The 25,454-nt window shown below is 44.5% G+C and carries 26 protein-coding genes and 1 pseudogene; 15 read left to right on the forward strand and 12 right to left on the reverse strand.

Features of this window, described 5'->3' with window-relative positions:
• The first annotated feature begins 311 nt into the window (after positions 1-311).
• From ACTHRH_RS19500 to ACTHRH_RS19525, 6 genes are all read left to right on the forward strand, one after another.
• Positions 312-617 (forward strand): PadR family transcriptional regulator, encoded by a 306-nt coding sequence (locus ACTHRH_RS19500; RefSeq protein ID WP_440417262.1) that lies wholly within the window; start codon positions 312-314, stop codon positions 615-617.
• The gene (locus ACTHRH_RS19505; RefSeq protein ID WP_379290656.1) at positions 617-964 is read left to right on the forward strand and encodes a DUF1048 domain-containing protein; all 348 of its coding nucleotides are present in this window, start codon (positions 617-619) and stop codon (positions 962-964) included. Before ACTHRH_RS19500 ends, ACTHRH_RS19505 begins: the two co-directional genes overlap by 1 nt.
• A gap of 14 nt (positions 965-978) precedes the next feature.
• The gene (locus ACTHRH_RS19510) at positions 979-1,320 is read left to right on the forward strand and encodes a DUF1048 domain-containing protein (RefSeq protein WP_440417169.1); all 342 of its coding nucleotides are present in this window, start codon (positions 979-981) and stop codon (positions 1,318-1,320) included.
• A gap of 15 nt (positions 1,321-1,335) precedes the next feature.
• Entirely contained in the window at positions 1,336-2,100 is a 765-nt protein-coding gene (locus tag ACTHRH_RS19515; RefSeq protein ID WP_440417171.1) for an ABC transporter ATP-binding protein, read from the forward strand.
• Positions 2,097-2,855 carry an ABC transporter permease gene (locus tag ACTHRH_RS19520; protein WP_440417173.1) on the forward strand — a complete coding sequence of 253 codons (759 nt, stop codon included), beginning with the start codon at positions 2,097-2,099 and terminating at the stop codon, positions 2,853-2,855. The genes ACTHRH_RS19515 and ACTHRH_RS19520 overlap by 4 nt, the downstream gene beginning before the upstream one ends.
• A 116-nt stretch (positions 2,856-2,971) precedes the next feature.
• A complete protein-coding gene (locus ACTHRH_RS19525) occupies positions 2,972-3,841 on the forward strand; it encodes a GNAT family N-acetyltransferase (protein WP_440417175.1) in 870 nt (289 codons plus the stop codon).
• A 201-nt stretch (positions 3,842-4,042) separates the two neighbouring features.
• Here ACTHRH_RS19525 and ACTHRH_RS19530 read toward each other — a convergent pair whose 3' ends face one another.
• Positions 4,043-4,387, reverse strand: a complete 345-nt coding sequence (locus ACTHRH_RS19530; protein WP_379290648.1) for a DUF1801 domain-containing protein — start codon at positions 4,385-4,387, stop codon at positions 4,043-4,045.
• Between the two features lie 228 nt (positions 4,388-4,615).
• Here ACTHRH_RS19530 and namA point away from each other — a divergent pair, with 228 nt between their 5' ends.
• The 4 genes from namA (at position 4,616) to xerS (ending at position 9,371) form a co-directional block, all read left to right on the forward strand.
• A complete protein-coding gene (gene namA, locus ACTHRH_RS19535) occupies positions 4,616-5,632 on the forward strand; it encodes an NADPH dehydrogenase NamA (RefSeq protein ID WP_440417178.1) in 1,017 nt (338 codons plus the stop codon).
• 336 nt (positions 5,633-5,968) lie between these two features.
• On the forward strand, positions 5,969-6,859 hold the full coding sequence (locus ACTHRH_RS19540) for a Vgb family protein (protein WP_379290644.1): 891 nt from the start codon (positions 5,969-5,971) through the stop codon (positions 6,857-6,859).
• Positions 6,860-7,012: 153 nt separating this feature from the next.
• The gene (locus tag ACTHRH_RS19545; RefSeq protein WP_379290642.1) at positions 7,013-7,681 is read left to right on the forward strand and encodes a DUF4085 family protein; all 669 of its coding nucleotides are present in this window, start codon (positions 7,013-7,015) and stop codon (positions 7,679-7,681) included.
• A 619-nt stretch (positions 7,682-8,300) separates the two neighbouring features.
• Positions 8,301-9,371, forward strand: a complete 1,071-nt coding sequence (gene xerS, locus ACTHRH_RS19550; protein ID WP_440417181.1) for a tyrosine recombinase XerS — start codon at positions 8,301-8,303, stop codon at positions 9,369-9,371.
• A 364-nt stretch (positions 9,372-9,735) separates the two neighbouring features.
• Here xerS and ACTHRH_RS19555 read toward each other — a convergent pair whose 3' ends face one another.
• The 7 genes and pseudogenes from ACTHRH_RS19555 to ACTHRH_RS19585 form a co-directional block, all read right to left on the reverse strand.
• Complete coding sequence (locus ACTHRH_RS19555; protein ID WP_440417183.1) at positions 9,736-10,278, reverse strand: CopD family protein; 543 nt, start codon at positions 10,276-10,278, stop codon at positions 9,736-9,738.
• Between the two features lie 589 nt (positions 10,279-10,867).
• A complete protein-coding gene (locus tag ACTHRH_RS19560) occupies positions 10,868-11,086 on the reverse strand; it encodes a GNAT family N-acetyltransferase (RefSeq protein WP_440417264.1) in 219 nt (72 codons plus the stop codon).
• Positions 11,087-11,234: 148 nt separating this feature from the next.
• Entirely contained in the window at positions 11,235-12,251 is a 1,017-nt protein-coding gene (locus ACTHRH_RS19565; RefSeq protein WP_440417185.1) for an aminoglycoside phosphotransferase family protein, read from the reverse strand.
• On the reverse strand, positions 12,248-13,315 hold the full coding sequence (gene rsgA, locus ACTHRH_RS19570) for a ribosome small subunit-dependent GTPase A (RefSeq protein WP_440417187.1): 1,068 nt from the start codon (positions 13,313-13,315) through the stop codon (positions 12,248-12,250). Before rsgA ends, ACTHRH_RS19565 begins: the two co-directional genes overlap by 4 nt.
• Positions 13,316-13,826: 511 nt before the next feature.
• Positions 13,827-16,458, reverse strand: a pseudogene (ppsA, locus tag ACTHRH_RS19575) (phosphoenolpyruvate synthase).
• A 276-nt stretch (positions 16,459-16,734) separates the two neighbouring features.
• Positions 16,735-17,202 carry a phage tail protein gene (locus ACTHRH_RS19580; RefSeq protein ID WP_440417189.1) on the reverse strand — a complete coding sequence of 156 codons (468 nt, stop codon included), beginning with the start codon at positions 17,200-17,202 and terminating at the stop codon, positions 16,735-16,737.
• 117 nt (positions 17,203-17,319) lie between these two features.
• Positions 17,320-17,799 (reverse strand): GyrI-like domain-containing protein, encoded by a 480-nt coding sequence (locus ACTHRH_RS19585; RefSeq protein WP_379290630.1) that lies wholly within the window; start codon positions 17,797-17,799, stop codon positions 17,320-17,322.
• Positions 17,800-17,909: 110 nt separating this feature from the next.
• Here ACTHRH_RS19585 and ACTHRH_RS19590 point away from each other — a divergent pair, with 110 nt between their 5' ends.
• A complete protein-coding gene (locus ACTHRH_RS19590; protein WP_440417191.1) occupies positions 17,910-18,866 on the forward strand; it encodes a helix-turn-helix transcriptional regulator in 957 nt (318 codons plus the stop codon).
• A gap of 368 nt (positions 18,867-19,234) precedes the next feature.
• Here the strand turns inward: ACTHRH_RS19590 and ACTHRH_RS19595 are convergent, their stop codons facing one another.
• Positions 19,235-19,639, reverse strand: a complete 405-nt coding sequence (locus ACTHRH_RS19595) for a GNAT family N-acetyltransferase (RefSeq protein ID WP_440417193.1) — start codon at positions 19,637-19,639, stop codon at positions 19,235-19,237.
• Positions 19,640-19,975: 336 nt separating this feature from the next.
• Between ACTHRH_RS19595 and ACTHRH_RS19600 the strand changes: the two genes are divergently transcribed.
• Entirely contained in the window at positions 19,976-20,506 is a 531-nt protein-coding gene (locus tag ACTHRH_RS19600; RefSeq protein WP_440417195.1) for a hypothetical protein, read from the forward strand.
• An 84-nt stretch (positions 20,507-20,590) separates the two neighbouring features.
• Here ACTHRH_RS19600 and ACTHRH_RS19605 read toward each other — a convergent pair whose 3' ends face one another.
• The 3 genes from ACTHRH_RS19605 to ACTHRH_RS19615 all read right to left on the reverse strand — a co-directional run bounded on the left by ACTHRH_RS19605 (position 20,591) and on the right by ACTHRH_RS19615 (position 23,355).
• On the reverse strand, positions 20,591-21,487 hold the full coding sequence (locus ACTHRH_RS19605) for an RCC1 domain-containing protein (protein ID WP_440417197.1): 897 nt from the start codon (positions 21,485-21,487) through the stop codon (positions 20,591-20,593).
• 295 nt (positions 21,488-21,782) lie between these two features.
• Positions 21,783-22,853, reverse strand: a complete 1,071-nt coding sequence (locus ACTHRH_RS19610) for a flavin-containing monooxygenase (RefSeq protein ID WP_440417199.1) — start codon at positions 22,851-22,853, stop codon at positions 21,783-21,785.
• A gap of 52 nt (positions 22,854-22,905) precedes the next feature.
• A complete protein-coding gene (locus ACTHRH_RS19615) occupies positions 22,906-23,355 on the reverse strand; it encodes a MarR family winged helix-turn-helix transcriptional regulator (RefSeq protein WP_440417201.1) in 450 nt (149 codons plus the stop codon).
• Between the two features lie 178 nt (positions 23,356-23,533).
• Between ACTHRH_RS19615 and ACTHRH_RS19620 the strand changes: the two genes are divergently transcribed.
• From ACTHRH_RS19620 to arsC, 3 genes are read left to right on the forward strand one after another with little or no spacing between them, the layout of a single operon-like run.
• Positions 23,534-23,857 (forward strand): ArsR/SmtB family transcription factor, encoded by a 324-nt coding sequence (locus ACTHRH_RS19620; RefSeq protein ID WP_440417266.1) that lies wholly within the window; start codon positions 23,534-23,536, stop codon positions 23,855-23,857.
• Positions 23,858-23,872: 15 nt separating this feature from the next.
• A complete protein-coding gene (arsB, locus tag ACTHRH_RS19625) occupies positions 23,873-24,928 on the forward strand; it encodes an ACR3 family arsenite efflux transporter (RefSeq protein WP_440417203.1) in 1,056 nt (351 codons plus the stop codon).
• A 17-nt stretch (positions 24,929-24,945) separates the two neighbouring features.
• Positions 24,946-25,374, forward strand: a complete 429-nt coding sequence (gene arsC / locus ACTHRH_RS19630) for an arsenate reductase (thioredoxin) (protein WP_144939004.1) — start codon at positions 24,946-24,948, stop codon at positions 25,372-25,374.
• Positions 25,375-25,454 lie beyond the last annotated feature (80 nt).

A 25,454-nucleotide genomic window follows, 5' to 3' on the forward strand; every position in this document is an offset into this window, starting at 1 on the left:
GCAACTCCAACAATGGTTTGCTGGTTTACCCAGCTACATCAAGGCCTATCTGCCGAATTTAAGCTGCGAAAGTTGAGATAGTAACGTTTAAGCTCCTCTTCCGTAGGCATTAGGGGGAGCTTTTTGCTGCTTTTGGAAGCATTAATACACTGATTTGAACTTGAGATAAGGTATAATAACCCGTCAATTGTTCGTGCAAACGCCATTGACAAAACAAACTACTATGTGTTACTTTATAGCGGTAGTAAGTAACACTTCATACTAGTCACACAGAATAGCAAGGAGCGATTGTCTTGGAAAATCTTACGGAAATGCTCAAAGGAGTGCTTGAGGGCTGCGTCCTTGAAATTATAAGCCGCCAAGAAACCTACGGGTACGAAATCACACGGCGGCTGAACGCCCTCGGCTTTAAAGATGTTGTGGAGGGAACGGTATACACCATCCTGGTCCGTCTTGAAAAAAACAAGTTGGTGACGATCACCAAGAAACCCTCCGACATGGGACCGCCGCGAAAGTTTTTTGCGATCAACGACGCGGGGCGCGAAGAACTGCGGAGGTTCTGGGACAAATGGGAGTTCGTATCATCAAAAATAAACGAGTTAAAGGAGAAAGAATAATGAATTTTTGGGAAAAAATCACCGGCAGCGACATGACCAAGAAAATGAAAAGTTTTGAATCGCGAGCCTCAAAGCTGCCGGCTGATTATCAGGCGGCATGGAAACAAATTAATGCATGCCTTTGGCCGCGCTCCGATTTTTCCGGTCGCAACCTTATGCCAATTCTTGACGGTGTGCTTGGCCTCCTTGAAGAAACGGCGGCGGACGGTCAGCGTGTCCAAGAGGTGTTAGGTGACGATATCCAAGGTTTCTGTTCGGCGCTGGCCGGCGAAGAAGGGGCAAAGTCTTTTCGCGACAAGTGGCGCGAGCAACTCAATCATAATATCGCAAAAAAATTAGGCAAGTAGGAGTGGAGGATAACATGAGAATACGAGATATCATCGAAGGAAAAAAAGAGTGGCGGGCGCATGTGGCGCGTGTCAAAGCGCTCCCGCGAGATTATCAGATCGTTTATAAAGAGATCCAAAAATATCTCTTTAAGGTCGGCCCTGTTGAGCTAACCGAAGTGCTCTCGGGGATTGTCGATCTTTTTGAAGAGGGCGCTGCCGTGGGAAAAGACGTGCTCGAAGTGACGGGGCGTGACGTAGCGGCATTCTGCGACGATCTAATCAAAGATTCCAAAACTTACGCTGATAATTATCAAGAATCTGTCGAGCAGGAAGTTAACAAGGCCATACAAAAGGTTACGGATAAAACAAAGTAAAAGAGGGATGTCCGGATGGAAAAAGCAATTGAAGTCAAAGGTCTGCGAAAATGTTTCAAGGCCACAGATGTCCTAAAGGGTGTCGATCTTGAAGTGAAGCGAGGTGAGATTTTCGCCCTGCTTGGCTCGAACGGGGCGGGCAAGACGACGATGGTCAGAATCCTCACCACGCTGCTCAAACCGGACGGAGGCACCGCCGCCGTAAACGGCTTTGACGTCGCGTCAAAGCCCGACCAAGTACGACAATCAATCAGTTTGACGGGACAATTTGCCGCCGTGGACGAGATATTGACCGGACGGGAAAATGTGATCATGATCGCCAAACTGCGGCACCTCAATAATCCGCGCCAGGTTGCGGATTACATGCTTGAACGCTTCGGCCTGACAGAAGCTGCGGACCGCAAGGCCTCTACCTATTCGGGCGGTATGCGCCGCAGGCTCGACATCGCCCTAAGCCTGGTGGGTAATCAGCAGATCATTTTCCTCGACGAGCCGACCACAGGGCTTGACCCCGAGGCTCGCATCGAGGTTTGGAAGACCGTCAAGGAGCTTGCCGACGGCGGCACGACGATATTTCTAACCACTCAGTACTTGGATGAGGCCGAACAGCTTGCCGATCGAATTGCCATTTTGCATGAGGGTCGGATTATAACCAACGGCACGCTTAAGGAACTGAAAAAGCTGTTCCCGCCCGCAAAGGTGGAGTATGTGGAAAAACAACCTACCTTGGAAGAGATTTTCCTCGCAATCATCGGTAATAAGGAGGGGAAAAAATCATGACTAAATACTTTTTCAGCGACATGAGCGTTATGCTTGGACGTTCCATGCGTCATATTTTCCGCAGCATGGACACCATCATCACGGTCTGTATCACCCCGATCGCGATGATGCTGCTGTTTGTCTATGTGTTTGGCGGCGCAATCCAAACCGGTACGGATAACTATGTGAACTACTTGTTGCCCGGCATTCTGCTGATTGCGATTGCAAGCGGGATATCCTATACGGCTTACCGCCTGTTTATGGATAAGCAGCGGGGCATCATTGAGCGGTTCCACTCCATGCCGATTGCGCGTTCCGCCGTGCTGTGGGGGCATGTACTGACCTCGCTGGTATCTAATGTGATTTCCCTTGTGGTCATCATTCTCGTAGCGCTCATCATGGGTTTTCGCTCGTCCGTAGGGATTCTGCCATGGCTCGCCGTAACCGGTATTCTCGTGCTGTTTACGCTGGCTTTGACTTGGGTCGCGGCAATTGCCGGATTGTCCGGAAAATCGGTCGAAGGGGCGGGCGCATTTTCCTATCCGCTGATCTTCCTGCCGTTCATCAGCTCGGCCTTTGTGCCGACGGAGTCGATGCCGCCGGTCGTTCGCGCCTTTGCCGAAAACCAGCCGGTAACCTCGATCGTGGAAGCCATCCGTTCGCTACTGTCAGGTCAGCCGGTGGGCCATGAAATATGGGTCTCTCTTGCGTGGTGTGTTGGGATTTTGCTCGTAGCGTATTTTTTTGCGATGAGGGCGTATAAAAAGCGGGTGTAATAAACCCAAACCCTGTTAGCAGAGATATTGGACTCCATTTTGAGCAAATCGTCATGCCTTCATCGTGAACGAAGATTCTCCGATCAATTAGCATCGAAGGGAGGGGAAGGAAAGCTATGAAAATAATACCTATTGGACTGTGCAACGAAAGCGCCCTTTACCAACACTGGAAAGAAGTTAATAAGAAGGTACCCTATTGCTTTGAAACAGAACAAGGAACCTGGAATTATTACTTCTATAATCATGATGGAATGTTTAAGTTTTTGGACGGATTTACTGCTATTGACGAAAACAATAAAGTGGCGGGCTATATTCAATTCGGGATCCCAACATTTATATATAACAGAGTCGGACAGCGGATAGAAGATCCTCAGGTGGGGGTAATAAGACATTTTGTATTTCTTGAGACTCGTGAAGATATTGGGGTGCAGTTGTTTAGAAGGACGGAGTCATTTTTGCGCCAATTTGATGATTACTATGCTTTCTACCACGCATTAGGAATGCCGAATACTGCAGGGCACGGAAAATTGTTTTGTCCTACACAGAACCATATCGGAGATTTCTTGCTTAAAAACGGATTTCAAATTGAGCATGAAAATAGATATTTTATATTCAGCGATGTGTTGAGAACCAGTCCTGATCCTGCTATGAAATTGGAGATCCAAAGAGTGAATGAGTTGGAACAAATCAATGCATTGGTTGATGGGGAGCCCGTAGGGACAGCAACAGTAATCCTGTTAGAGGATCTAACTGGCGGTGAAACTAAGAATATTATTTATTTAAAGTGGATAGGGGTTCATAGCGAATTTAGGGGCCAAGGGAAAGGATCAGCATTGCTTACTCATATTATTGATCATTATAGAGGTAAAGGCTACGATCAGATTCATTTAGACACAGCACTTAATAACGAAGTAGCGCGGAATCTGTATATAAAACATGGCTTCGAAGAGGTTGGGATTACAAGAAGCTATATGAGATTGTTCTAGGGACCTTACATTTTTGAACAACTAGGATACCGAAACAGCATAAAGTGCAGTAAAAAAAGCACCTGGAAAATACGGTTGATACCGCACTCTCTCTGGTGCTTTTATTAGTATAAAGTTATTTCTGGTTGGCGAGGTACTCGGCAAGTTGATCTAAATCGAGGCCCCGCTGCAGCATAGGTAGAACAAGGTCGATTCAGCTCATTAGAGCGAACTGGAAGCCTTTTCGAGCAATTGACTTAAAAGACCGTAGTCCGGCGAGTCGCCTTCACGGATTTTCAACCATTTCCGTTCAGGCGGTCCTTCAAATTCTTTCGGTACTTCCAGCTCGGCAGCATTCATAATCATGAACGCAATAGCGTCTTTGGAAGGGGAAATCACCGCGGCGTAATGTCCGTTCTTAAGAAAATGCGGTTTCTTGTACTGGATACGTTCTTCGACCGCCGGAATGGTTTCATGAACCAATTCACGGAGCCGGTTGGATACCTCAACTTGCCATGGTTGACTGAGGTTTTCGATAAAAGAGGTTACATCAACATCTTTATTCAATCCGATACAGCTCCTTTGTCAGGAAATTATTTACATAAGGAAAATATACAACGATCCGAATCATTCTGTAAAGAAATATATGGAAGCCGATGTGTTTACTTTAGGTAAAGAAGCCTCGTTAGACCATAATTGGTTTAACAAAGCAAGATTGGGGAAGCATAAGCAGGAATTAAGCCAAAAGAAGAAGTATACCTAATGATAAAGACAATCTGAAACAGGAGGCTATCCATGTCTAAGCTTTTTTCATCCATAGATTTTAAAGGGGTTACACTGAAAAATCGTATCGTTATGTCTCCAATGTGCATGTATTCATCATTGGATAAGAACGGGATGATTACACCTTTTCATTTATCCCATTATATTTCCCGTGCTGTTGGTCAAGTCGGACTAGTCATGGTAGAAGCAACAGCAGTCCGACCTGAAGGGCGAATCTCGGAACAGGATTTAGGGATATGGGATGAGGAGCATGTTCCCGGCTTAAAACAGCTCAATAAGGAATTTCATAGTTACGGAGCGAAATCGGGGATTCAACTCGCACATGCCGGAAGAAAAGCAGAATTGAACACTCCCATTTATGCACCATCGGCGCTGCCGTTTAATGAGACGTCAAGCAAACCCGTCGAGATGAGCGCTGAGGATATCAAAACGGCGATTGAAGCTTTTAGAAACGGAGCCAGACGTGCGAAAGAAGCCGATTTTGATATTATCGAAATCCATGCCGCCCACGGTTATTTAGTCAATCAATTTTTATCGCCGCTCACCAATAAACGCGCGGATGAATATGGAGGCAGCAGAGAGAACCGCTACCATTTCCTGAGTAAAATTATCGAGGCAGTAAAAATGGAATGGGATGGTCCTCTTTTCGTACGCATCTCAGCCAATGAATATCATGAACAAGGAAATACAGAGGAGGACTTCATCTTTTTTGCATCCCGCATGAAAGAACAAGGGGTAGACTTAATTGATTGCAGCTCAGGCGCAGTTGTACCGGCACATGTTAAAACCTACCCCGGTTATCAGGTGAAGTACAGCGAAGTAATTAGAACTAAATCAGCGATTGCCACCGGGGCGGTCGGCTTAATCACCAGCGGCATCCAGGCGGAGGAGATATTACAAAATGAGCGGGCTGATCTCGTGTTCATTGGCAGGTCCTTATTAAGAAATCCATACTGGGCCAAGGCTGCGGCAGATGAATTAGGATATGATCTGGAGGCTCCCAAACAATACGAACGGGGGTGGAACTAACACAATAGCGGCCAATATGAATTGTTCAATGACACAAACAGGCACTAATAAGTTGATTCCATGTGCGGAGTATGGTAAATTTAGTTTATTCAGTAATGAAAGGGTGACCAGAAGCCGATGATCTACTAATCCTATCCGCTAAAGAAAATCTACTTTTCAGGTTTTCGGGATAGGGGAAGTGCGGGCTTTTATATATTAACATAGAGTGCGACTGCTTTTTTTGTATAGCAGAACGTCTTATTGTTTGTATGTATGCCTCCTATCCGTTAACCGGAAAGGGAGGTTTTTTTGTGGCTAATTTTGGATTAGATAATGATTTGAAAGGGGATAAATCTAATGAAAGGCACGATACGCGAATATGCAATCGCCGGATCAGATGCGGGACCGTATGGGATAACTACCGGAAAAGATGGAGCACTATGGTATACGGAACAAAAAGGGAATCGAATCGGACGAATAACAGGCAAGGGTGAAATGAAGTCATTTCCAATCCCAACACCGGATGCCGGTGCTATGACTATCGTTTCGGATCAATCTGGAGACTTGTGGTTTACGGAATATAAAGCAAATAAGATCGGGAGAATGTCGATGAACGGTCTTTTTGCAGAATATGAGCTTCCTTCGGCGAACTCTTCGCCTTATGGCATTACGGAAGGTCCTGATGGCGCAATATGGTTTACAGAAATGAACAGCGGCAGAATCGGGAGGATAACAAAATCCGGGGAAATAACGGAGTTTGACTTACCGAATCCAAAAGCCTTTCCTTCCTTTATTATTCAGGGGGCGGATGGAGCATTATGGTTTACACAGAATCAATATAATAAAATCGGTCGAATAACTACAGAAGGTGAAGTTAAGGAATACCCAATTCCAACTCCTAACTCTGGCCCAGTCGGCATTACAAGCGGACCTGACGGTGCGCTATGGTTTGTTCAGATTACCGGCAATAAAGTTGGAAGAATTACGACATCAGGTGAGATGAAGGAATATACTATACCTACGCCTGGCGCTCGTCCTCATGCCATCGTTTCCGGGAAGAAAGGGGATCTCTGGTTCACAGAATGGGGCGCAAATCAAATCGGTCGAATTACTACAGAAGGAGTTATTACGGAGTATGAAATACCGACAAAGAATGCAGAGCCTCATGGCATTGCGGTTTGTGCCGAAGGAAATGTTTGGTTCGCCGAAGAGTGTGATCAGATTGCTTGTTTATTATTTTCGGAATAAATTTGATCGCGAGCAGGCTACAGTTGTAGTCTGCTTCTCGTATTTATAAACCTGAAGTCATTATTTGATTGGGATAAAAATAAGTTATTTAGCTGGTTTTATATGGTAATGTTAATGTATACTAATTCCGAAATTAATAGGCGGTGAGTAAAAATGAGAAACATTTTTACCAAGAAATGGCACAGAAAAATGCAAGTTGCTGGCTTTTTGACCTTTCATGAGACGAAAGAGGATTGGGATAATGATGTAGCTTGGTACGAAGCAGAGGGAAGAAATTTTGAAGAGGAATGCAGGAGGGATTTAGAGCATTATAAGCGTGATTTATTAGAATTTCTTCCAGAGTCATTTCACCCTTATATACATGACGGAACCATTAGAAGTCAATTTCCTTCACCAGAGCTTAGAGCAATGGCGGAACAATGGAAAAAGGAATACGACGAACATAATAGGAGTCAATATAGCGAGTATCGGAGCCGCTTTTTATCAATACAAGGTAGGCTTCCTAAGAATGTCGTTCAATTGTATGAGAAGTCTTTACATGATGCTAGAGTATTATCCTTTGAAATCCCTAATAAGGACACTTTTAGTATGGTTTTAGATTGCAGCGGAGCATTTCATTATTACACTGACATTAGATTAACATTTAAAGGTGTCGATATCGATTCGTTGAACATATCGGAAGTATTCGTAGGTAGTTCTTGGATATATGATGAAGTTTATTTAGCAAATACAGGATTTGAGCTTCATGTTTTATTGGAAAGTCCTTTAGGGGAATTGACCATCACGGCGCAAGACATAGAAATTGAAATTTTGGATAGATGAAGAAAATGGTAGACCAGACAAATAAAAGAAATAAAACTATTGAGTCCGATAATGTATATTATGTAAACTAATTGAAGAATGTGAGACGTACCAATAACAGGCAAGAGCCTGTGGATTTGACTTGGGAGCAAATCGATCCAGCAGCCGGCACGCTGCTGGCGTACGGAAAAGGCAAAAAAAGAACGGCTGCTGCCCCTCCATGAAATCGTCATTCCACTCATTGAGCGATATCGTACTTTGCTTGATGAGGCCGCGTTGCACCCTAAAGAACCGGTATTTGTAAACCGGTACGGCCACGCGATCGATCCCGCGGGGCCTTCACCGCATATTTAAATGGGAACTGATTAAGCGGGTTTGCCGCAGCATCGCTATTCCCTTCACCAGTCTCTCGCAACGAAGTCCATTTCATTTACACGCACTTCGATCTGGAGCAATTGCTGCGCTGCTTACGCCTAATAGATCGCTGCCCTAAACCGGGCAGCGATCTATTGACCATCTTACGCACAAAATACGTTTTTTGTGTATATAGTTAATGATATTAATAATCAACACTTTACAGGAACTAATGTTCCCGTTACAATAATTAATGTGGTTAACTATATATTGGAGGTGTATTGCTATGAATGTTATCAAGGCTCAAGACTTACATTTATTGGAGCGGCGGCTCCCCCTGTTTCCCTGGTATGTCGAGCAATATATCCAGCACAAGCTTGCTGATCTCTCCCCTTCCACCCTTTTGGAATATACACGGGATTTCGAAATGTTCTTTCACTGGATGATTCAGGAAGGCCTCTCCTCTGCCCTTTCTATGGATCAGATCACCCTATTCGATCTCGAACAGCTAAATTTGCAAAATATCGACACATACAAGCTTCATCTGCAGCTTCGAAACCAGAACAGCAAGGTGACACGTGAGCGGAAAGTCGCTTCCCTCAAGTCATTGTTCCATTATTTAAGCCAGATTGCCGAGGATGACGACCACTATCCCCTTTTAAAGCGAAATGTCATGGCAAAACTAAAAACACAACGGCTCACCAATGCGAAACTGATGGCAAGCCGGTTGCACGGCAAGATTCTTGAAGACGATACGGAGATTCATGACTTCTGTGCATTCATTGCGCGTGATTGCATTACTCAAATCTCCGACAACCCGCAAGCGCTCCATTATTATCAAATGAACAGAGTTCGGGACACAGCAATTGTCACCCTCATTTTAGCCTCTGGTATGCGCGTTTCCGAGGTTGTAAACCTGGATATCGATGACATCGATGTAACGAAAAAAGTAGCGCACATTTACCGTAAAGGCAGCAAGGATCCGGGCATCAAACAGAGCATATTTTTTACGGAAACCGGTAAAGAAGCTCTGGTGCAATATTTGCAAATGCGTTCTATCGTTTACCCTCATGATCGAACGGAAAAAGCATTGTTTTTGGCCATTCCTAGAGGTGCCTCGCAAGCCAAACGTATGTCAAAACGCGCCATTCAACAAATGGTGAGCAAATATGCTGCTGCATTCGGCAAGCCGATGCTCACGGTACATAAGCTCCGGCACTCGTTTGCGACAAGCTATTATTTAAAGAATGATATTTATAAAACGCAGCGGCAACTAGGTCACGCAAGCACGGACACAACGGAGCTGTATGCACAGCTCACTGATAAAACGATGGAAGCGGCCATCAATCGTTTATGATGATAAAATTGCCATGGGCTCTTCCCTGCCGCTAGATCAGACGTTTGGGGGTCCCGCCAACAAAACGCGGAATATGTACGCTAAGTGAAGATTTGATCAAAAAAGCCGGAATTTCCGAACACTTAGGAAATCCGGCTCGTTTTTTATTCTTCTGGTGAAGGATGTATAAGTGGAAGTAGTCAATTACGTGTACCGCATCCCTGCAACTCATTATTATTCCGGCAAATTCCCAGATCTCGTTCCTACTTTATAAGAAGGAGTGATGTTGTCGTACATCAAGTGTAAGATCATCCCTGTCGCAGCATGGTCCAAACAAGTTGGATTCCGCAATGTCAAAATCATAGTGGAAAAAATGTGGAACAATTCATACCCCCCTTTCGCGCAATGATTTGGATTTGTTAAGCTTTGGGTTGATTTTGCCGAATGGTTTGAAATAAGAGATCGCCGTCATAAAAGTAAGCGCGATGATGTTTGCGATAGCGCCTCCGAGAAGGGAATAGCTTTTATCGAGAAATGCTGCATTAGTCAGGGCCAGAGACCTTCCCAGGTCCGCTTCGCGAAGGAGCTGCGATAACCATGGGCTCAAATATGCGATCCCGAATAAAATTAAAATTATCGTCAAGATGAATTTGGCTACAATCCAGTAGTACTTAAATAATCCCCAGTTTGTCCAGAGTGACAGCGCGAGACCTGATAATAAGGCGACAAGCGCGGTATAGCGAATCAAGATGACATCGACCAAATGCATGTTTTCAAGAGTGTAATAAAGCTGTTCACCATTTTCTGAGTTCAGCATGTACAACCCGAGCATAAACATACAAAAAACGCCGCCGAACCAACTTATAATCGAAATGACATGAATCGTAATCAACAATTGCTTCTTTTTCAAAGATAATCTGTAGCTCATTGATTTAATCCTCCTATATCGTGTTTTAAAACTATGCTAACACCAAATTGTTGCGAACTTGTGATGGCATTTTTGAGAGGTTGTGATGCTTCCTTTCGTCGAATCAACCGACATATTCGGAGAACTTCAAACTCCTTCGCCGAGCATTGAACAGGTTGATTTCGAACATTCACTTCGTAAGCTTTGAGATTGAGTTCTAAATCTTTATTTTAACGGATGAGATCCGATGGTTGCATAGGTGATGACAGCGAATAAATACAAGATCTTAAAAGCTAGCCGGAAAGATATTAAAATTTCATATCGAATTGATTAACATTCGATAAACCGCACAAAAATACAACCCCCAAATTTTTATGATTTGGGGGTTTGGGCTAACGATTAAATGCGGTTTTGACAAGAACATATATCGTTTGATTGCCGCAACTATACGGGTTTTATCAATACATGTTTTTGTCGTCCTTCAACTGAGAACAGGGTTAACATTACTTCTGCACGATCTGAATCAGGTTGCCGCATGTATCGTTCTTGAATAAAACTCCAGTGCCTTGTCTTGATCTTGTAAGGACCCATTTTTAATTAGAGATCAATTCTAATTTGTATTTTTATGACGATGAAATGATTTTGTTAGTGCATATTGTTCAAAGCCAATCGACTTGTAAAGCGCTAATGCACTTGGGGAAGTACAAACGACAATTGCAGTTTTTGCCCCTTTTTCACTCAGTGCATTAAGAGCTAGCTTGCAAACGGAGCTAGCTAACCCCATTTTCCTAAATCTCGGGTCTGTCCCCACTGCTTCTAGTAATCCCACCTTGTTCAATTCATCAAACCAAACATCCTTGGACAACCCAGTTTAGATTTGCATAACCAATGTTTTTAAATGCTCCGCTTCCAATTTCATCCATTATACTTCAATTCGCCGCGACACTCGCCTGCGGAATAGTACCGATTTCTAAGATCTACATATTTCTCATCTCATGGATTTTTTGCAAGGTATTAAGGTGCATTGATTTATCTTCGGGCGACTCAGCGAATTTATACCATTCCACAAGCCTGTAGCCGAACATAACAAGGATAAGTTCATAGATACAATGGTCGGAGATATGGGACACATCCGCATATTCCGAAAAACCTCTGTAATACGCCGGAATGCATTTTTGGTAGTATTCAATCATATGACGGACGTCTGCTTCATCCGTTATTAAACTCGCGATATCCTCGCCCATATACCCCCATCCGGCGGTATCCCAATCGATAAGTACGATTTTACTGTCCGAATAGAATATGTTTGCCACCCAAAAATCTCTGTGGCAAAGCACTATTGGCAGCTTTTCAATGCGTCTGAATATTTCGTCCGCGTGGTTATCTATGTCTATGAGCATTTTACATAGGTGCTTCGGAATTTCGCAGTCATCGGAGCGTATATAATCATACAAAACATTCCATGACCGATACCGCAGATAGTAGTTTTTCATAAACTCAACCTTGCTTAAATTGGACAGATTCTGCAATACTTTCGGCCGTTCAGTATACAACCTGCCTTGAAATCGCCCCAATTCCTCGGCTATACGTTCATACATTTCCGAGGTCAGATTTAAGCCTGATACACCATCAATATATTCCATCCACAGTTGAATCTCATCGCCATTTATTTCGGCGTGATAACACTCCGGACAACGGAACGAATCGAAGAACAACTTTTGGAAATCTGATGCGTAGAGGTCGTATTCCCTTCGCCATGATTCCGGATCACCGTAACGCTCAAATTTTTTCTGTGTTTTCCAAACCATCTTATACGGCAGATTTTCACCATCGGAAGTTTCAACCATGCCTGTTACAAGCCAAACATCTCCTACTGTCCCGCCTTGCAGCTCTTTAAGTTGATAATCCGCGCGGATTATCGTCTTGTCGAGCATTTTACCCAAAGCAAGCGCCAGTATTTCGGGCTTTACAATCCTTTCATTATGGTTGTTCATTTCTTGTACCCTCCGTTTTTACCCTTATGTCGCATGGCAATCGATTTTTGCCACGCCCGTTTATCCATTAGATACCCCGATTTATCATCCACAAACTTGTTTTCCCGCTTCTGTACAAGGTAACGCTCCCATTGCTCTGGCGCCAATGTTCCATCGGCAAGGGCGGCAAGGACTGCGCAGCCCGGCTCCGTCTGATGACGGCAGTCATTGAAGCGACACTGTGTGAATAATTCCTCCACATCGTTAAATCCCGCGCTGATCCCGTCGTCCGCACCGCACAGCCCAAGTTCACGCATACCCGGCGTATCAATAACCATCGCGCCGGAAGGGAGCATGAAAAGCTGGCGATGCGTCGTTGTGTGCCGGCCCCGGCTGTCGGCCTCGCGGATAGCATTGACAGTCATCACTTCCTGATTCATCAGGGCGTTTAGCAGCGAGGATTTTCCCACGCCGGACATGCCGAGGAATACCACGGTTTTCCCTGGTTGCAGATATTCACTCAACCCGTCTAAACCACTCCCGGTGTGACTGGAAACTGCGTGTACCGGCACATCAGGAGCGGCTTTCTGAACCTCGGCTAACGGTGCGCTGAAATCCGGGGCCAGGTCAGCTTTTGTTAAGATTACGACAGGCTGGCCGCCGCTCTGCCGTGTCTGCGTCAGGTAGCGCATGATGCGGCTGACCTTGAAATCCCAGTTTAGGGACGTCACGATAAATACGTAATCAAAATTCGTTGCTACGACTTGCTCCAATATGGTTTTGACATACCCTGCCGAGTGTCCCGAATAGTCAGCGCGAGAAAATTTCGAGCGGCGAGGCAGCAATTTGGCAATGCGCGAAGCGCCGTTTTCGTTGTATTGTAGAAATACAAAATCGCCAACGCACGGAAAATCTTCCCGAGTCCCCGCAGTGTGGTAGAACGAGCCCTTCAATACAGCCTTCACTTCTCCGTGTTCGGTGATGACGGTATATTGCTCTCGCTGTAGTTCCGTAACCCTTCCGGGTATTAAGCCTATCGGCGGCGTTTCGGCTTCAATATAGCCGTATTGTTTCAAATCAATCATTGGACCTGTCCTCTCCTAGAAATTAAAGTTGTTTTTGGGCATAAAAATACCGCGAACAAGCAGCCTCCTAAGAAGCTGCTGTTTCGCGGCGAAAAGCCAAGAGTCGGCTTATAATCAAAAAAGGATACGACCTTCATCGTATCCGGGTTGCATGGACGAGCAGTTGCCGAAGGCAACGACCATCCCGCTAACAGCAGTATTCACGAAAGGTTACTGTTTATGGCATAGCAAACAAACACGGGAGACGGTGATATTCCCGGTTACTCTCATTCCAAGCTATAATAAAGATTGGAATATACTATGCCCGATATTCGGTTAAGTTAAAACCACCAATACCATATAAGCAGTCATTAAAAACATCTCCTTTCGCGGGAAAAAGCTGGAATACAATCTCACTTCTATAGTGTGGCATAACCCTTTATAAGACATCAATAGAAAATTTGATTATAAGCAAAGTTTATCAGCCAGCTACCTCTTCACATGGCGTTCCGCCAACTAACGTATTCAGCCATTACAATATTTCGATATACCCTTCGGCTCCATGCACGCGAATTCGTTCCCCATCTTTTATCCGTTTGGTAGCATTCTCCACTCCGACAACGGCCGGTAAGCCATATTCACGTGCGATTACTGCGCCATGGGTCATCAGTCCGCCAACTTCGGTGACCAGGCCTTTGATGGATACGAACAATGGTGTCCAGCTAGGGTCCGTAAAGGTGGTGACTAATATATCTCCTTCTTCCAGATCGGCGTCTTCCATGTTTAAGATGACACGCGCCCTTCCCTCTACAACTCCGGAAGAAACAGGCAGACCTACGATCGCTCCGGCCGGGAGATTTTCTCGTTTGTATTTACCCAGGATGATTTCACCATCGGACGTGATCACACGAGGCGGAGTTAGTTTTTCATATAATTTGTACTCGTCTTTTCGTTGGCTGATGATCTGTCTAATCGCTAGCCCTGCTTGCTGCTCGACCATGCAACCCGGGTCATCCGGTTTCTTTGTGCGAACGGCTTCGTGAAGTTCTTCAAAAGTGAGATAATATATATCTTCTTTGTCATGAATAACGCCCGCTTGTACAAGCTGTTCGGCCTCTTTCATTAAAGCCTGCTTATAAACGTAGTAGCGATGGACCATGGCGTATTTCGGATATTCCCGATACCCGATAAAATTCCGAATTAGGTCGATCTTTTCTTTGGTTTCTTTTGCTTTTTGTTCCCCATCCGGTAATTGCTTCAATCGATCCAATAACTCTTGTTCTTTTTTCAATGCTTCCTGCCGCCCTTGCTCAAATTTCCGTTTGCTGGCGTTAGGACCAAAGTTTTTGATGTTACTGAGAATCAATGGGATAAGCGTAATCGGTTTTTCGCTCCATCGAGTTCTGGTGATATCGATTTCTCCGGTACATCGCATGCCGTATTTATCGAGAAAAGCAAAGATAGCGTCTCGGGTTTCCTTTCCGCCATTGAATTTCATCAGTTCATCCAAAAAGTGATCATCTTTTGCATGTTGTAAATATTCAATGACTTCCGGATAAGGACGAATCACATCGGCAACATCCAATAGCGCCAGACCCATTTCCGAAGTAATATTGCCCGATACAGATTGAGAAAGCGTATCTGCCGCGTTTTGTTCACCCAACCACTCGTTCATTTTTTCATTGATCCATGATGATGCATCCATAGCAGCTATAATCACACCCAAACTTTGTGGGTCGGATAACATCTTCGTTAATTGCTGGATATCTTCTTGAATAAAATCGAATAAATCCGATCCGGATTTCGTTTGGATATTTTGTTTTAACGCCTCGATCGATGTTTGACTACGCTGAATCAAATCAGAAACGATGGTCGGATCGATTTCGAGTTGTGCTTGAGAACCCGCAGGCGGTATAGCTTCTTTGCTTTTACCGGCACTCTGTTCTTTGTCACTTGGTAATGATTTTATAAAATCTCCTCGCTCGATGACGGTCATCAGTGCGTCTTTGATGAGCGGATCGGATTGCCCCAGATTATTTAATACCATTTCTCTGCTAGCAGGTGAAGCCAGCATAGGTGTTACATCAACAAACAACCTTCCGCCAGCGTTACGCATGGGGGCACGAGTCGTTAACAGCCAAAAAGATAATCCCAATGGCTTTATGGGGTCTGTCATCATTTGTTGGTGACCGACGGAGACATAGACGTGATTTTCCTGATCATTGGCTTCAGGGATGGGGTATAAAGTCGTAATTGGCCGACTCTGGACAATGTAAAAGGTATTATCAACCAAACACCATTCGATATCTTGGGGCTGGCCGAAATAAGCTTCGATCTGTCTGCCGATGCGTGCCAGTTGCAAAATTTGCTCATCAGTAAGTGTTTGAATCTTTTGCTGGACGGGATCGATTTGCTTTGTCTCTGTTCCGCCTTCTTTTCGTGCATAGATAGCCAAATCTTTAGTTGCAATCCTCTTATCGATGATTTCCCCTTCCCGTACTTTATAACAATCGGCGGATACCAAGCCGGAGACCAGTGCTTCTCCAAGTCCAAAGCCGGCATCGATGGATAGCAGCTTTCGGTTGGAGGTGATTGGATCAGCGGTAAATAAAATCCCCGAGGCCTGCGGGAAAACCATCCTTTGAATGATAACGGATAACATGTTGCATACGGTAGATTACCGCGCGATCCGTAAATAAGGAAGCCCAGCATTTGCGGATATGCTGCAAGATGGATTCTTTGCCGATAATATTTAAATAGGTGTCTTGTTGACCCGCAAATGAGGCATGCGGCAGATCTTCGGCCGTCGCGCTCGAACGCACGGCATAAGCCTGTTCCTCGCCAAATTGGGAGAGATAATGAGTAACGGCTTTCACGACGTCAGAAGGAATTTCGGCTTCCATAATAATTTGCCTGATCTTCCTGCTGGTTCCAGCAATATCGTCTCGATCTTCTGCTTTTAGCATGGTTAGTCGATTCAACAAAGAATGATAGGTTTCGTTTTGTTCGATGGCTCTTTGATACCCCACGGTTGTCACACAAAATCCTTCGGGTACTTGTATCCCCTCAATTTTTGATAATTCCCCTAAATTTAAACCCTTTCCGCCTACAAGCAAAATCTGCGTTTTGTCGATTTCCTGGAAGCCGAGAACCAACGAACTCATCAACATCTCTCCTTAAATTAGATTGAAAAAAAACATTTGACAAGAGTTTTTCGGCATGTTATACTTAAAGTGTAAGATAAGATAATTATATCTATATCTCTTGTCGCAGTCGTGATCTGATTATATCATCATGTCTGTTTTTTTGCAATACAAAAGAACCTGATCAAACGATCCAGGTTCTTTTTTGGTTTCCGCTATCATTTTCCAGATTCTAAAATCTCGTAGTTTTTTAACGGCATACCGACATATTCGCGGAAGTATGCACCTGTGTTTCCCTTAGTATTCGCCTTTAGTGACGAAAAACGATCCCCGAATTGTTCCGGCTAGTTTAGACTTCTGCCTGGCAAACTTAAACTTCTTCTCCTCCAACTCCTTGGGGACCTCCATCCCCTCAGAAAGCTTAAAACCAACGGCCCGCTTCTTCGGGTCATCAACCGTATACATGACATTGAGTCCAAGACCATCCTCGTAAAAAACGAAGGTCCACTGGATATTTTCCACTTGAAAACGCGACGTTTCCAAAGGCTTGGCCGCAAACTCAATGTCACGTTCTTCTTTCAAAATTCGGTTTACATAATCTAGGGTTTCCTGGCTTTCGCTGGCTGGTACAACCGTAAATTCATGCTTATATTTGTTCATAAAGTAACGGGCTTCATTAGCTCGCAAACCGGCAAGCGCTTCTGCTACGGGTGAAGACTCTAAACCAACCGTAGACACGTTTTTAAAGTCAACGATAAAAGACATTCTCATCCCTCCAAAAAGTTTTGTAAGCGTTGTTCCAGAGCCTGCTTCGAGCATAAATCGCACGGAAGCAGACTCTAACCCCTATTTTAAAATAAGGACGGAGATAGCCGTTTATCCTTATTTCCTAACAACGGGAATCCACATTTCACCATATACTAAGCCGTCTCTCTGCCCCATCTCAACCGTTGCATTTGGCCCGCCAACATAGGCAATATTCTGTGCTTCCGGCAGGACTTGTCCGAAGGCAATGCCGGTAAGCATATTACTCAACTCTTCAGCCGTCTTCCCTTCCCCTTTTACAACCAGGTATTCTCCTTTAGGAAATTGAATAACTCTTGTTGCTTCTGGTAGCGAGGCCTCTGTCATGACGCCGGCATAATACATCATCTTGTTATTCACCGCTTCATTTACGGCAAAAATGTAGTCATTGGCGGCTACGGCCTTTAGAGTGTCAAGCCTTCCATCTTGTTTCACAGCTTCCCAAAAGTCTGCTTTCTCCTTGTTTATGCCGACATAGTCCGTGTAATCGCTCTGAAGCTCAATTCCAATTCCTAAAACGATAAAGCTGTCTTTTTCCTCAAGCGTAAAATTCGCCATATTCAAAACCTTCCCTTTTATAAAATTTATCAAATGATTTATCTTTTCACTTGATGGGTTTATAATAACTTTAAATCATGTCAAAAAATGATACTGTTTAGGGGGGCCCGATGAAAAAAGTTGAACGGATAAATGTCATCATGCGGTATATCAACAACCGCGCCCACTTTACCATTTCTGAAATCATGCGAGAATTTAATATCTCTCGTTCGACAGCTATTCGAGATATCCGAGAAATTGAAGCTATGGGGATGCCGCTTGTCGCGGAAGTTGGAAGAGATGGGGGTTATTTTGTCATGAACAACTCGGTCCTCCCCACGGTCCGCTTTACCGATAATGAAATTAAAGCACTGTTTATTGCCTTTATGGCCACGAGAAATCAGCAGCTGCCTTATCTGAAGAGCCGCCAGTCTTTAGCTGAAAAATTATTAGGTCTCATCTCGGAAAACCAGCAAGATGACCTTGTTCTATTAAATCAAATCTTGCTGTTTGAAGGGACCAACCCCAATAATCCCGACCTGCTTGATTTGTCAGACCTGCCCCATCCTATGTTAGAAAAATTGATCCAAATCCTTCTTGTGGACAGCTATTTATTGGTTTCCGTTAAAGAAGGGAAGGATACAAAGTCTTATCCCATTTATCTCTTGCACCTTTATCGTGAAAAAAGCCTATGGCAAATTGAAGGCTTTGACTTAGAGGAAGAAAAACGGCGGATCATTCCGGTCGACAATCTCACCGATGTAAAACCATACCCTACGAAAAAAAGATTAAGTAAGAAAAAGATTTTAGAAAAACTACGCAAGCAGGAAGAAGTCATCAACCTTGTTCTGGAGCTTGGTCCAAAGGCGATTGCCCAGTTCAAAAAATACCATCCTTTAAAGCTTTCCATTTCCTATACGAATCCTTACCAAACCACAGCCATCTTAAAGACTTTTATCCATGTTGATCATCCAGAAGAATTAACTGAAATCACCAATTGGCTGCTGTTCCTGGGTGAAGATATCAAGGTCAGGGAGATCCCGGAAGAAGTCATAGCAGGTTTAAAAGAGAGATTAAGCTTATTTTAAACCACAACCAATGCAAATGACCCTAGCCAACGCAAGGAAATTCCCGGATAACTGAAAATATCCGGGTTTCCTCTCTTCCCGATCCAAAGTAGAGCAGGACTCGTTATTTTAGTAATCTAATGGATTAAACGAAAAATGAAAAGTTTTGGATTGTTTACCTCCTATTTTTTTGTAAAAACTTATAGCATGTTGGTCAACTCCATCAGCTTGTACAAACAAATCCTCGATGTTCTTCGACTTACATAACATAATTATGCTTCCTCGCTACTCTGGGTGGGGTAAATAGACAGCGATTTTATATGGAGAGGCGGGCATGATAAGCTGGTTAGCAACGCGAATTCCTTACCCTTCGCGGCTTTCGCGAGTACTCATGCCCGCAGAGGCTCCATGTCAAATCGCTCTATTATGCCTCTCAAACGTAGTTTTTCCCATGTAGTATAGCGAAGAGCCATAATTATTTCATTAACTAACCTACTTCCAATCCCTTTACGCTGATACTCTTTACTAACAGCTAAATCATATATATACATGGAAGATCCTTCACGATCATACATCTCTAATTCGTATGCGGTTAATCCTCCTATAATCCTGTTATCGATCTGAGCTACAATACATACAAATTTGAGATTATTCAACAGATTCCCGATGTTCTTTGTATTTACATATGTCAAACTTGGTGATTCAAATTCTTCGTTAAACAATAGCACCAAATCAGAAAACTGCGAATCGTCTCCGCTTTTTAATCTTCTATACTTGACACCTATTATATCCATTTAGATTCACCCCTCCTACGTTGATCCGTGTTCAAAAGAACCTCCTCAAATGATCGCATAATTGGATTTACTTATTTAAATCTATCACAATATCATGAGTAATCACCTAACGAAAGCAATTCGTCATGCCGGCCTTATCCAACTAACTACCGGGCACCATTTGTCAGATAATCTTTAGAAATAAAGGTAGATTTTCTAAACAACAGAAATCAATATTGACAATTACTGAATATATGAGTTAATTTGTTTCAATGAGCATTGTTATTTTCTGGGGAAATCATCTTTCACCAAGTTATTATTACTACTTGGCGTTTAAAAAGGGAGGTATCCCGGATCTTGAGAAAAAAATTGATATTTATTTTTATTTCTCTTCTGCTGGCAACGATGATTTTAGCGATCATTATATATTACTATCCGAAGCAGCAATCACTTACTTTTGAAGGTGTAATGTTTCAATTAGGTGAAGATAATAGTGATCATGTCAAACAGGTGACTATAAATATTAATGGGAAAGTTCAAAGAAATATTGTCGGAATAAAAACATTTAAAGGATTTATCGATATTGAGGGCGAAACTATACCTGTTCCTGAACAGCAAAGGGAGCTAGAACTTCGCCTTGGAAAATATGGAGAAGCAATCATTGTTTATACATACATTGTAAACGGAGTACCGAACACCTATTCCTATGGTGGAATATTTGTTAATAATAATTTCAGCAAGATAGCTATTTGGAAAAATGATTCTAACGGATACTGGGATGTTAATAATGGCTTTATGATTTCAGCACCGGCCAATAATAGGAAGGAAGCACTTGGTGTAGCAAACGAGCTTATGGAAAAATATTTGAAGGGTTACCCATTAAAATAATAGTTACTCCATCGACTAAAGCTTAGGGCTGCCATTCGGCAGCCCTGTAATTCTGTAATCCACAAGCCAATGGTTAAAAGAAAACTAATTGCCTGGCAGTTGGATGGCTCGCCATCCGTCTACATCGCATTGGCCATACCGATTATTTCCCACGGCCACCACCGTGCCATCCGATTTAAGGCCGAGAGTATGAGCGCAACCCGCCGCTACCGCTACGATATCGCGCCGGCTACTTACATTGCATTGGCCATGCTCATTCCAACCCACAGCGATCACAGAACCGTCCGATTTAAGGCCGATGGTATGATTACTACCCGCCGCTATCGCCACAATACCTCGCCAGCCGCTTACATCGCATTGGCCTTGCTTATTCCAACCTACAGCCGTCACCGTACCGTCCGATTCAAGCCCGACGGTATGAAGGTAACCCGCCGCTGCCGCCACGATGTCGCGCCATTCGCTTACATTGCATTGGCTATACCGATTATTTCCCACAGCCGCCACCGTACCGTCCGATTTAAGTCCGACGGTATGCCAGTCACCCGCCGCTACCGCCACCATATCACGCCAGCCGCTTACATTGCATTGGCCTTCATTATTTCGACCCACAGCCACCACCGTGCCATCCGATTTAAGCCCGACGGTACGACGCCACCCTGCCGCGACCGCTACAATATCGCGCCAGCCGTTTACATTGCATTGGTCATGCTTATTCCAACCTACAGCCACCACAGAACCGTCCGATTTAAGCCCGATGGTATGAGCATTGCCTGTGTTTGTCGCCATATGAACATTACCAGCCGCAACTGCCACCATATCGTGCCAGCCGCTTACATTACATTCGCCATGTTTATTATTTCCCACAGCCGCCACCGTGCCGTCAGATTTAAGACCAACGGTATGACGACAACCCGCCGCTATGGTAGCTTTAGGCCATCGTTTCCCCTTTAACGCCGCTTCTTTCGGTGTAATGCAATCCATGTTGACCTCCTTGCCGAACAGTCTGCTATCGTACCATGTCATTGGAATATAAGTGATATCATTATAAACCAACATTGGATATTTGCGGAATTGATTTTTCACCACTTGTTCGCGAACCCTCCTTGGAGGGCGTTGCTGCGGGCGCGACTCCCATTACCGACGCCATGTCGACCCCGACTTTCCGAGAGGCCAAAAAACATTCGAAACCTCCTCCGCTGGTCGAGGTCCAAAACGACTTCTCCCGGTTTAAGATCCGCGACGGCTAACCAATTCATGTTTATGGGAACTTGCCTCCCTACAGGTGATTTCTTGTTTTCAGATAACGCCGTAACTTGCGAACAACGTAATTCGCGTCCGGCCCCACCCCCCTTAATGTGGCGGAAGCAAACGAACGCTGTCCTTCCAATCCGACATAATACAGTCCCGGAACGGAAAGGCTGATTCCTGCTGTCTGTAGCGGTTTCCCCTCGGCGTCAAGCGCCCCGATGGGCTGAAGGTAAGACAGATTGGGACGATATCCGGTCGCAAAGATGACGGTCTGTATCGGTTCTTTCGTACCGTCAGGCCAGACGACGCCTTCCGAGTAAAAAGAGGTAAACATGGTCCGTTGATCCGGCTTTCCAGCCTTTAATCTTGCCCTGTAATCGTCCAAATCGGCAACGGAACTCGGATTTGGAGGCTTTTTGCCAAATCGCCAGAATGGAAAGGTATCCAAGCCGACGGCTCTGATCCAAAAATGCAGATCAACTCCCAACACTTTTGTTTTCGTAAGCTGAACGGGCCGAAGAACGGCGAGCGATGTATGGCTGTTGTCGGCAAGCTCTACCGCAATTTGAACCGCAGAATTTCCTCGCCCGACGACCACCACTCGTTGCCCCCGATAACGATCCGGATTTCGATACGCTGAAGAGTGGAGGACTTCCCCTTGAAAGGCTTCCCTTCCGCTTATTGCTGGCGTATAAGGATTATGAAACGAGCCTGTCGCATTGATGATCGTTTGCGCATGATATTCGTCTCCTGCTGCCGTTCGGATCGAAAAGCCGTTCTCGCTATTCTCCACGGCAACAACCTTCTGGTTAGTCCGGATCGGTAAGTCAAAGCGCTCGGCATACTCCTTTAGATACTGAATCACTTCATTTCGTAATGGATAGTGGGTTGCAGCTCCGGGTATCTTCATGCCCGGCAATGATGATAACCGAGCTGGCGAAAACAGCTTTAGACTATCGTAGTAATGTGGCCAAGAACCGGTTGCTTGCTCGCCTGCTTCCAGGATCATAAATTTCAACCCGTTCTTCTTCAAATAATATCCGGAAGCAAGACCGGCTTGCCCCCCTCCGATAACAATTGCATCTAAAACCGGTGTCATTCCAAGTCCTCCTCAAATTATTTGCAAATTGCAAGTTTTTCAGAAAAAAAGATCACCCACTAGGGGTTGAGCTGCATTGACCCGATTTCGCCATTGCTTCATTCAAAAGCTTGATTGAGTGAATGACGGTTTCTTTTTCAAAATCGTTCATGTGTGAGAAAATTTCGTTTAAATATTCGTTCATTTGCCGGTCAATCGACGCCGCAACATATTTGCCTTCCGTTGTTAAGGAAAGCAGATTCACCCTCCGGTCGTCCGGATCGGGCGTTTTTTTCACCAATTTTATTTTAATTAACGATTGGACTTGTCGGCTGAATGTCGTTATATCTGTCCCTAATGCTTCTGCTACTTGCTGCATGGAGGGCTTATGCTGACGATCAATTTCGTAAAGGATATGGCTTTGAATTAAGGAGATATCACAGCCGCCGGCGGAACAGCAGTTTTTATTCATAAAGCCAAAGCGACGAGTCATGATTTGAAATAGTTCACGTACATTTTCCACTATGCTTCACCTCATGAAACAGTTATATCGCATTTATTTGCAAATTGCAATTATTTAGTTTACCTTAGTCTCAGAAAATCGGTTGTGAGAGTATGATAATTTTTGTATTGACTTTTTCTCATATACAAATAACAATATGGTTATATGGTTTATAACTGCTGGGGTGATATTCATGTCAATGGAATTTGAAAAAATAGCGGATATTTTTAAAGCCCTCGCCGATCCGACAAGGCTGAAAATCTTATCCTTGCTTCGTACTCGTGATTGCTGCGTGTGCGAACTGGTTCCCATCTTTAAAATTTCCCAGCCAGCCATTTCTAAACATGTAAGCCGTCTAAAAACGGCCGAACTGGTCCGCGAAACGCGAAAGGGGCAGTGGGTGTTCTATTCGATTAACGAGAAGCGGTTAGAGGAAATTGGTTATGCTCTTTCCCATTTGCCTGATCTAACCGAGGAACTGCGGAAATTGGAGCAGCAAGGGCTGATGGTTACATGCGAGTAAAGGAGTGTACAGCAAGTGAGCAAACAAGAGAAAAAGCGCCTCTCTTTTCTGGACCGCTATTTGACGTTATGGATTTTTGTTGCGATGGCGCTAGGGATTGGGCTGGGCTATGTATTTCCTAACTTGATCGCCGCTTTGAATGAATTTCAAGTCGGAACTACATCGATACCGATTGCGCTTGGCCTCATTTTAATGATGTATCCGCCGCTAGCGAAGGTACGATATGAAGAAATCGGCCGTGTCTTCCGAAACGGCAAGGTGTTAACTATTTCATTGATTCAAAACTGGCTCATTGGCCCGATCTTAATGTTTCTCTTAGCTATTATTTTTCTCCAAGGTTACCCTGAATATATGGTTGGACTGATTATGATCGGTCTTGCCCGTTGTATTGCAATGGTTATTGTTTGGAACGATTTGTGTAGAGGGGATACCGAATATGCGGCGGGACTCGTTGCTTTCAACTCGATCTTTCAAGTTTTGTTTTACTCCGTGTACACCTACATATTTGTTACGATTTTGCCGGGGTGGTTCGGTTTGGAAGGCGTCGTCGTCGATATTACGATGGCCGAAGTCGCCAAGAGCGTGTTTATTTATTTAGGAATACCGTTTCTGGCCGGGATGATTACTCGCTATACGCTTGTAAAAGCAAAAGGCCGGTCCTGGTACGAAACCGTCTTTATTCCGAAAATCAGTCCCATTACACTGATTGCTTTATTGTTTACGATCATAGTCATGTTCTCGCTTAAAGGCGAAATGATTATCCAATTGCCTTTGGATGTCGTGAGGATCGCGATTCCGCTCCTGATTTACTTTGTCGTCATGTTCCTGATTTCGTTTTTCATGGGCAAGAAAGCCGGAGCTGGTTATCCGGTGACTTCTACACTGGCAATTACCGCCTCGGGAAATAACTTCGAGCTGGCGATTGCCGTTGCCGTCGGGGTGTTTGGTATTCATTCCGGCGCGGCATTTGCGGCCGTCATCGGTCCTCTTGTAGAAGTCCCCGTGATGATTGCCTTAGTCAACGTCGCGCTTCGATTTCAGCGGAAGTATTTTTCGAAGCAATCAACTTAACATTTGGAGGACTCGTCATGTCGGATAATAAAAAACTAGTTTATTTCCTCTGTACAGGAAACTCTTGCCGCAGCCAAATGGCGGATGGCTGGTTGAAGGCACTCGGCAATGATCGCTACGAAGTACAAAGCGCCGGGTTGGAGGCACATGGGCTGAATCCGCGTGCCGTCCAGGTAATGAAGGAAGTCGGTGTCGATATTAGCGGCCATACATCGGATGTCATCGACCCGGAGATTTTGAATCGGGCTGACTATGTGATTACGCTATGCGGCCATGCAGACGAACATTGTCCGGTTATTTCCAATAAAAACGTAGTGAAATGGCATTGGGGCTTCGATGATCCAGCCAAGGCCACCGGAACCGAGGAAGAAATTATGAACCATTTTCGAGCGGTTCGGGATGCGATTAAGGCGCGTTTGGAACGGTTTCTAACCGAGGATCGTTAAAATTGCGGGAAAAAGCGTGCAGTGTTATGGCACGCTTTTTGGCTCCACTTCGAATCGGTTTCTGTATTGTTCTTTACGCG

Source organism: Paenibacillus sp. SAFN-117, assembly GCF_051966115.1.
Lineage (GTDB): Bacteria > Bacillota > Bacilli > Paenibacillales > NBRC-103111 > Paenibacillus_L > Paenibacillus_L residui.

Excerpts from the sequence above, each read along its gene's own strand:
- ACTHRH_RS19500 (WP_440417262.1), top strand. The coding sequence starts at position 312 with ATGCTCAAAGGAGTGCTTGAGGGCTGCGTCCTTGAAATTATAAGCCGC.
- ACTHRH_RS19555 (WP_440417183.1), bottom strand. The coding sequence starts at position 10,278 with ATGAGCTACAGATTATCTTTGAAAAAGAAGCAATTGTTGATTACGATT.
- ACTHRH_RS19545 (WP_379290642.1), top strand. The coding sequence starts at position 7,013 with ATGAGAAACATTTTTACCAAGAAATGGCACAGAAAAATGCAAGTTGCT.
- ACTHRH_RS19540 (WP_379290644.1), top strand. The coding sequence starts at position 5,969 with ATGAAAGGCACGATACGCGAATATGCAATCGCCGGATCAGATGCGGGA.
- namA (WP_440417178.1), top strand. The coding sequence starts at position 4,616 with ATGTCTAAGCTTTTTTCATCCATAGATTTTAAAGGGGTTACACTGAAA.
- ACTHRH_RS19595 (WP_440417193.1), bottom strand. The coding sequence starts at position 19,639 with ATGGATATAATAGGTGTCAAGTATAGAAGATTAAAAAGCGGAGACGAT.
- ACTHRH_RS19610 (WP_440417199.1), bottom strand. The coding sequence starts at position 22,853 with ATGACACCGGTTTTAGATGCAATTGTTATCGGAGGGGGGCAAGCCGGT.
- ACTHRH_RS19505 (WP_379290656.1), top strand. The coding sequence starts at position 617 with ATGAATTTTTGGGAAAAAATCACCGGCAGCGACATGACCAAGAAAATG.
- arsC (WP_144939004.1), top strand. The coding sequence starts at position 24,946 with ATGTCGGATAATAAAAAACTAGTTTATTTCCTCTGTACAGGAAACTCT.
- rsgA (WP_440417187.1), bottom strand. The coding sequence starts at position 13,315 with ATGATTGATTTGAAACAATACGGCTATATTGAAGCCGAAACGCCGCCG.
- ACTHRH_RS19565 (WP_440417185.1), bottom strand. The coding sequence starts at position 12,251 with ATGAACAACCATAATGAAAGGATTGTAAAGCCCGAAATACTGGCGCTT.
- ACTHRH_RS19585 (WP_379290630.1), bottom strand. The coding sequence starts at position 17,799 with ATGGCGAATTTTACGCTTGAGGAAAAAGACAGCTTTATCGTTTTAGGA.
- ACTHRH_RS19590 (WP_440417191.1), top strand. The coding sequence starts at position 17,910 with ATGAAAAAAGTTGAACGGATAAATGTCATCATGCGGTATATCAACAAC.
- ACTHRH_RS19515 (WP_440417171.1), top strand. The coding sequence starts at position 1,336 with ATGGAAAAAGCAATTGAAGTCAAAGGTCTGCGAAAATGTTTCAAGGCC.
- ACTHRH_RS19520 (WP_440417173.1), top strand. The coding sequence starts at position 2,097 with ATGACTAAATACTTTTTCAGCGACATGAGCGTTATGCTTGGACGTTCC.
- ACTHRH_RS19605 (WP_440417197.1), bottom strand. The coding sequence starts at position 21,487 with ATGGATTGCATTACACCGAAAGAAGCGGCGTTAAAGGGGAAACGATGG.
- ACTHRH_RS19525 (WP_440417175.1), top strand. The coding sequence starts at position 2,972 with ATGAAAATAATACCTATTGGACTGTGCAACGAAAGCGCCCTTTACCAA.
- xerS (WP_440417181.1), top strand. The coding sequence starts at position 8,301 with ATGAATGTTATCAAGGCTCAAGACTTACATTTATTGGAGCGGCGGCTC.
- ACTHRH_RS19510 (WP_440417169.1), top strand. The coding sequence starts at position 979 with ATGAGAATACGAGATATCATCGAAGGAAAAAAAGAGTGGCGGGCGCAT.
- ACTHRH_RS19580 (WP_440417189.1), bottom strand. The coding sequence starts at position 17,202 with ATGTCTTTTATCGTTGACTTTAAAAACGTGTCTACGGTTGGTTTAGAG.
- ACTHRH_RS19620 (WP_440417266.1), top strand. The coding sequence starts at position 23,534 with ATGGAATTTGAAAAAATAGCGGATATTTTTAAAGCCCTCGCCGATCCG.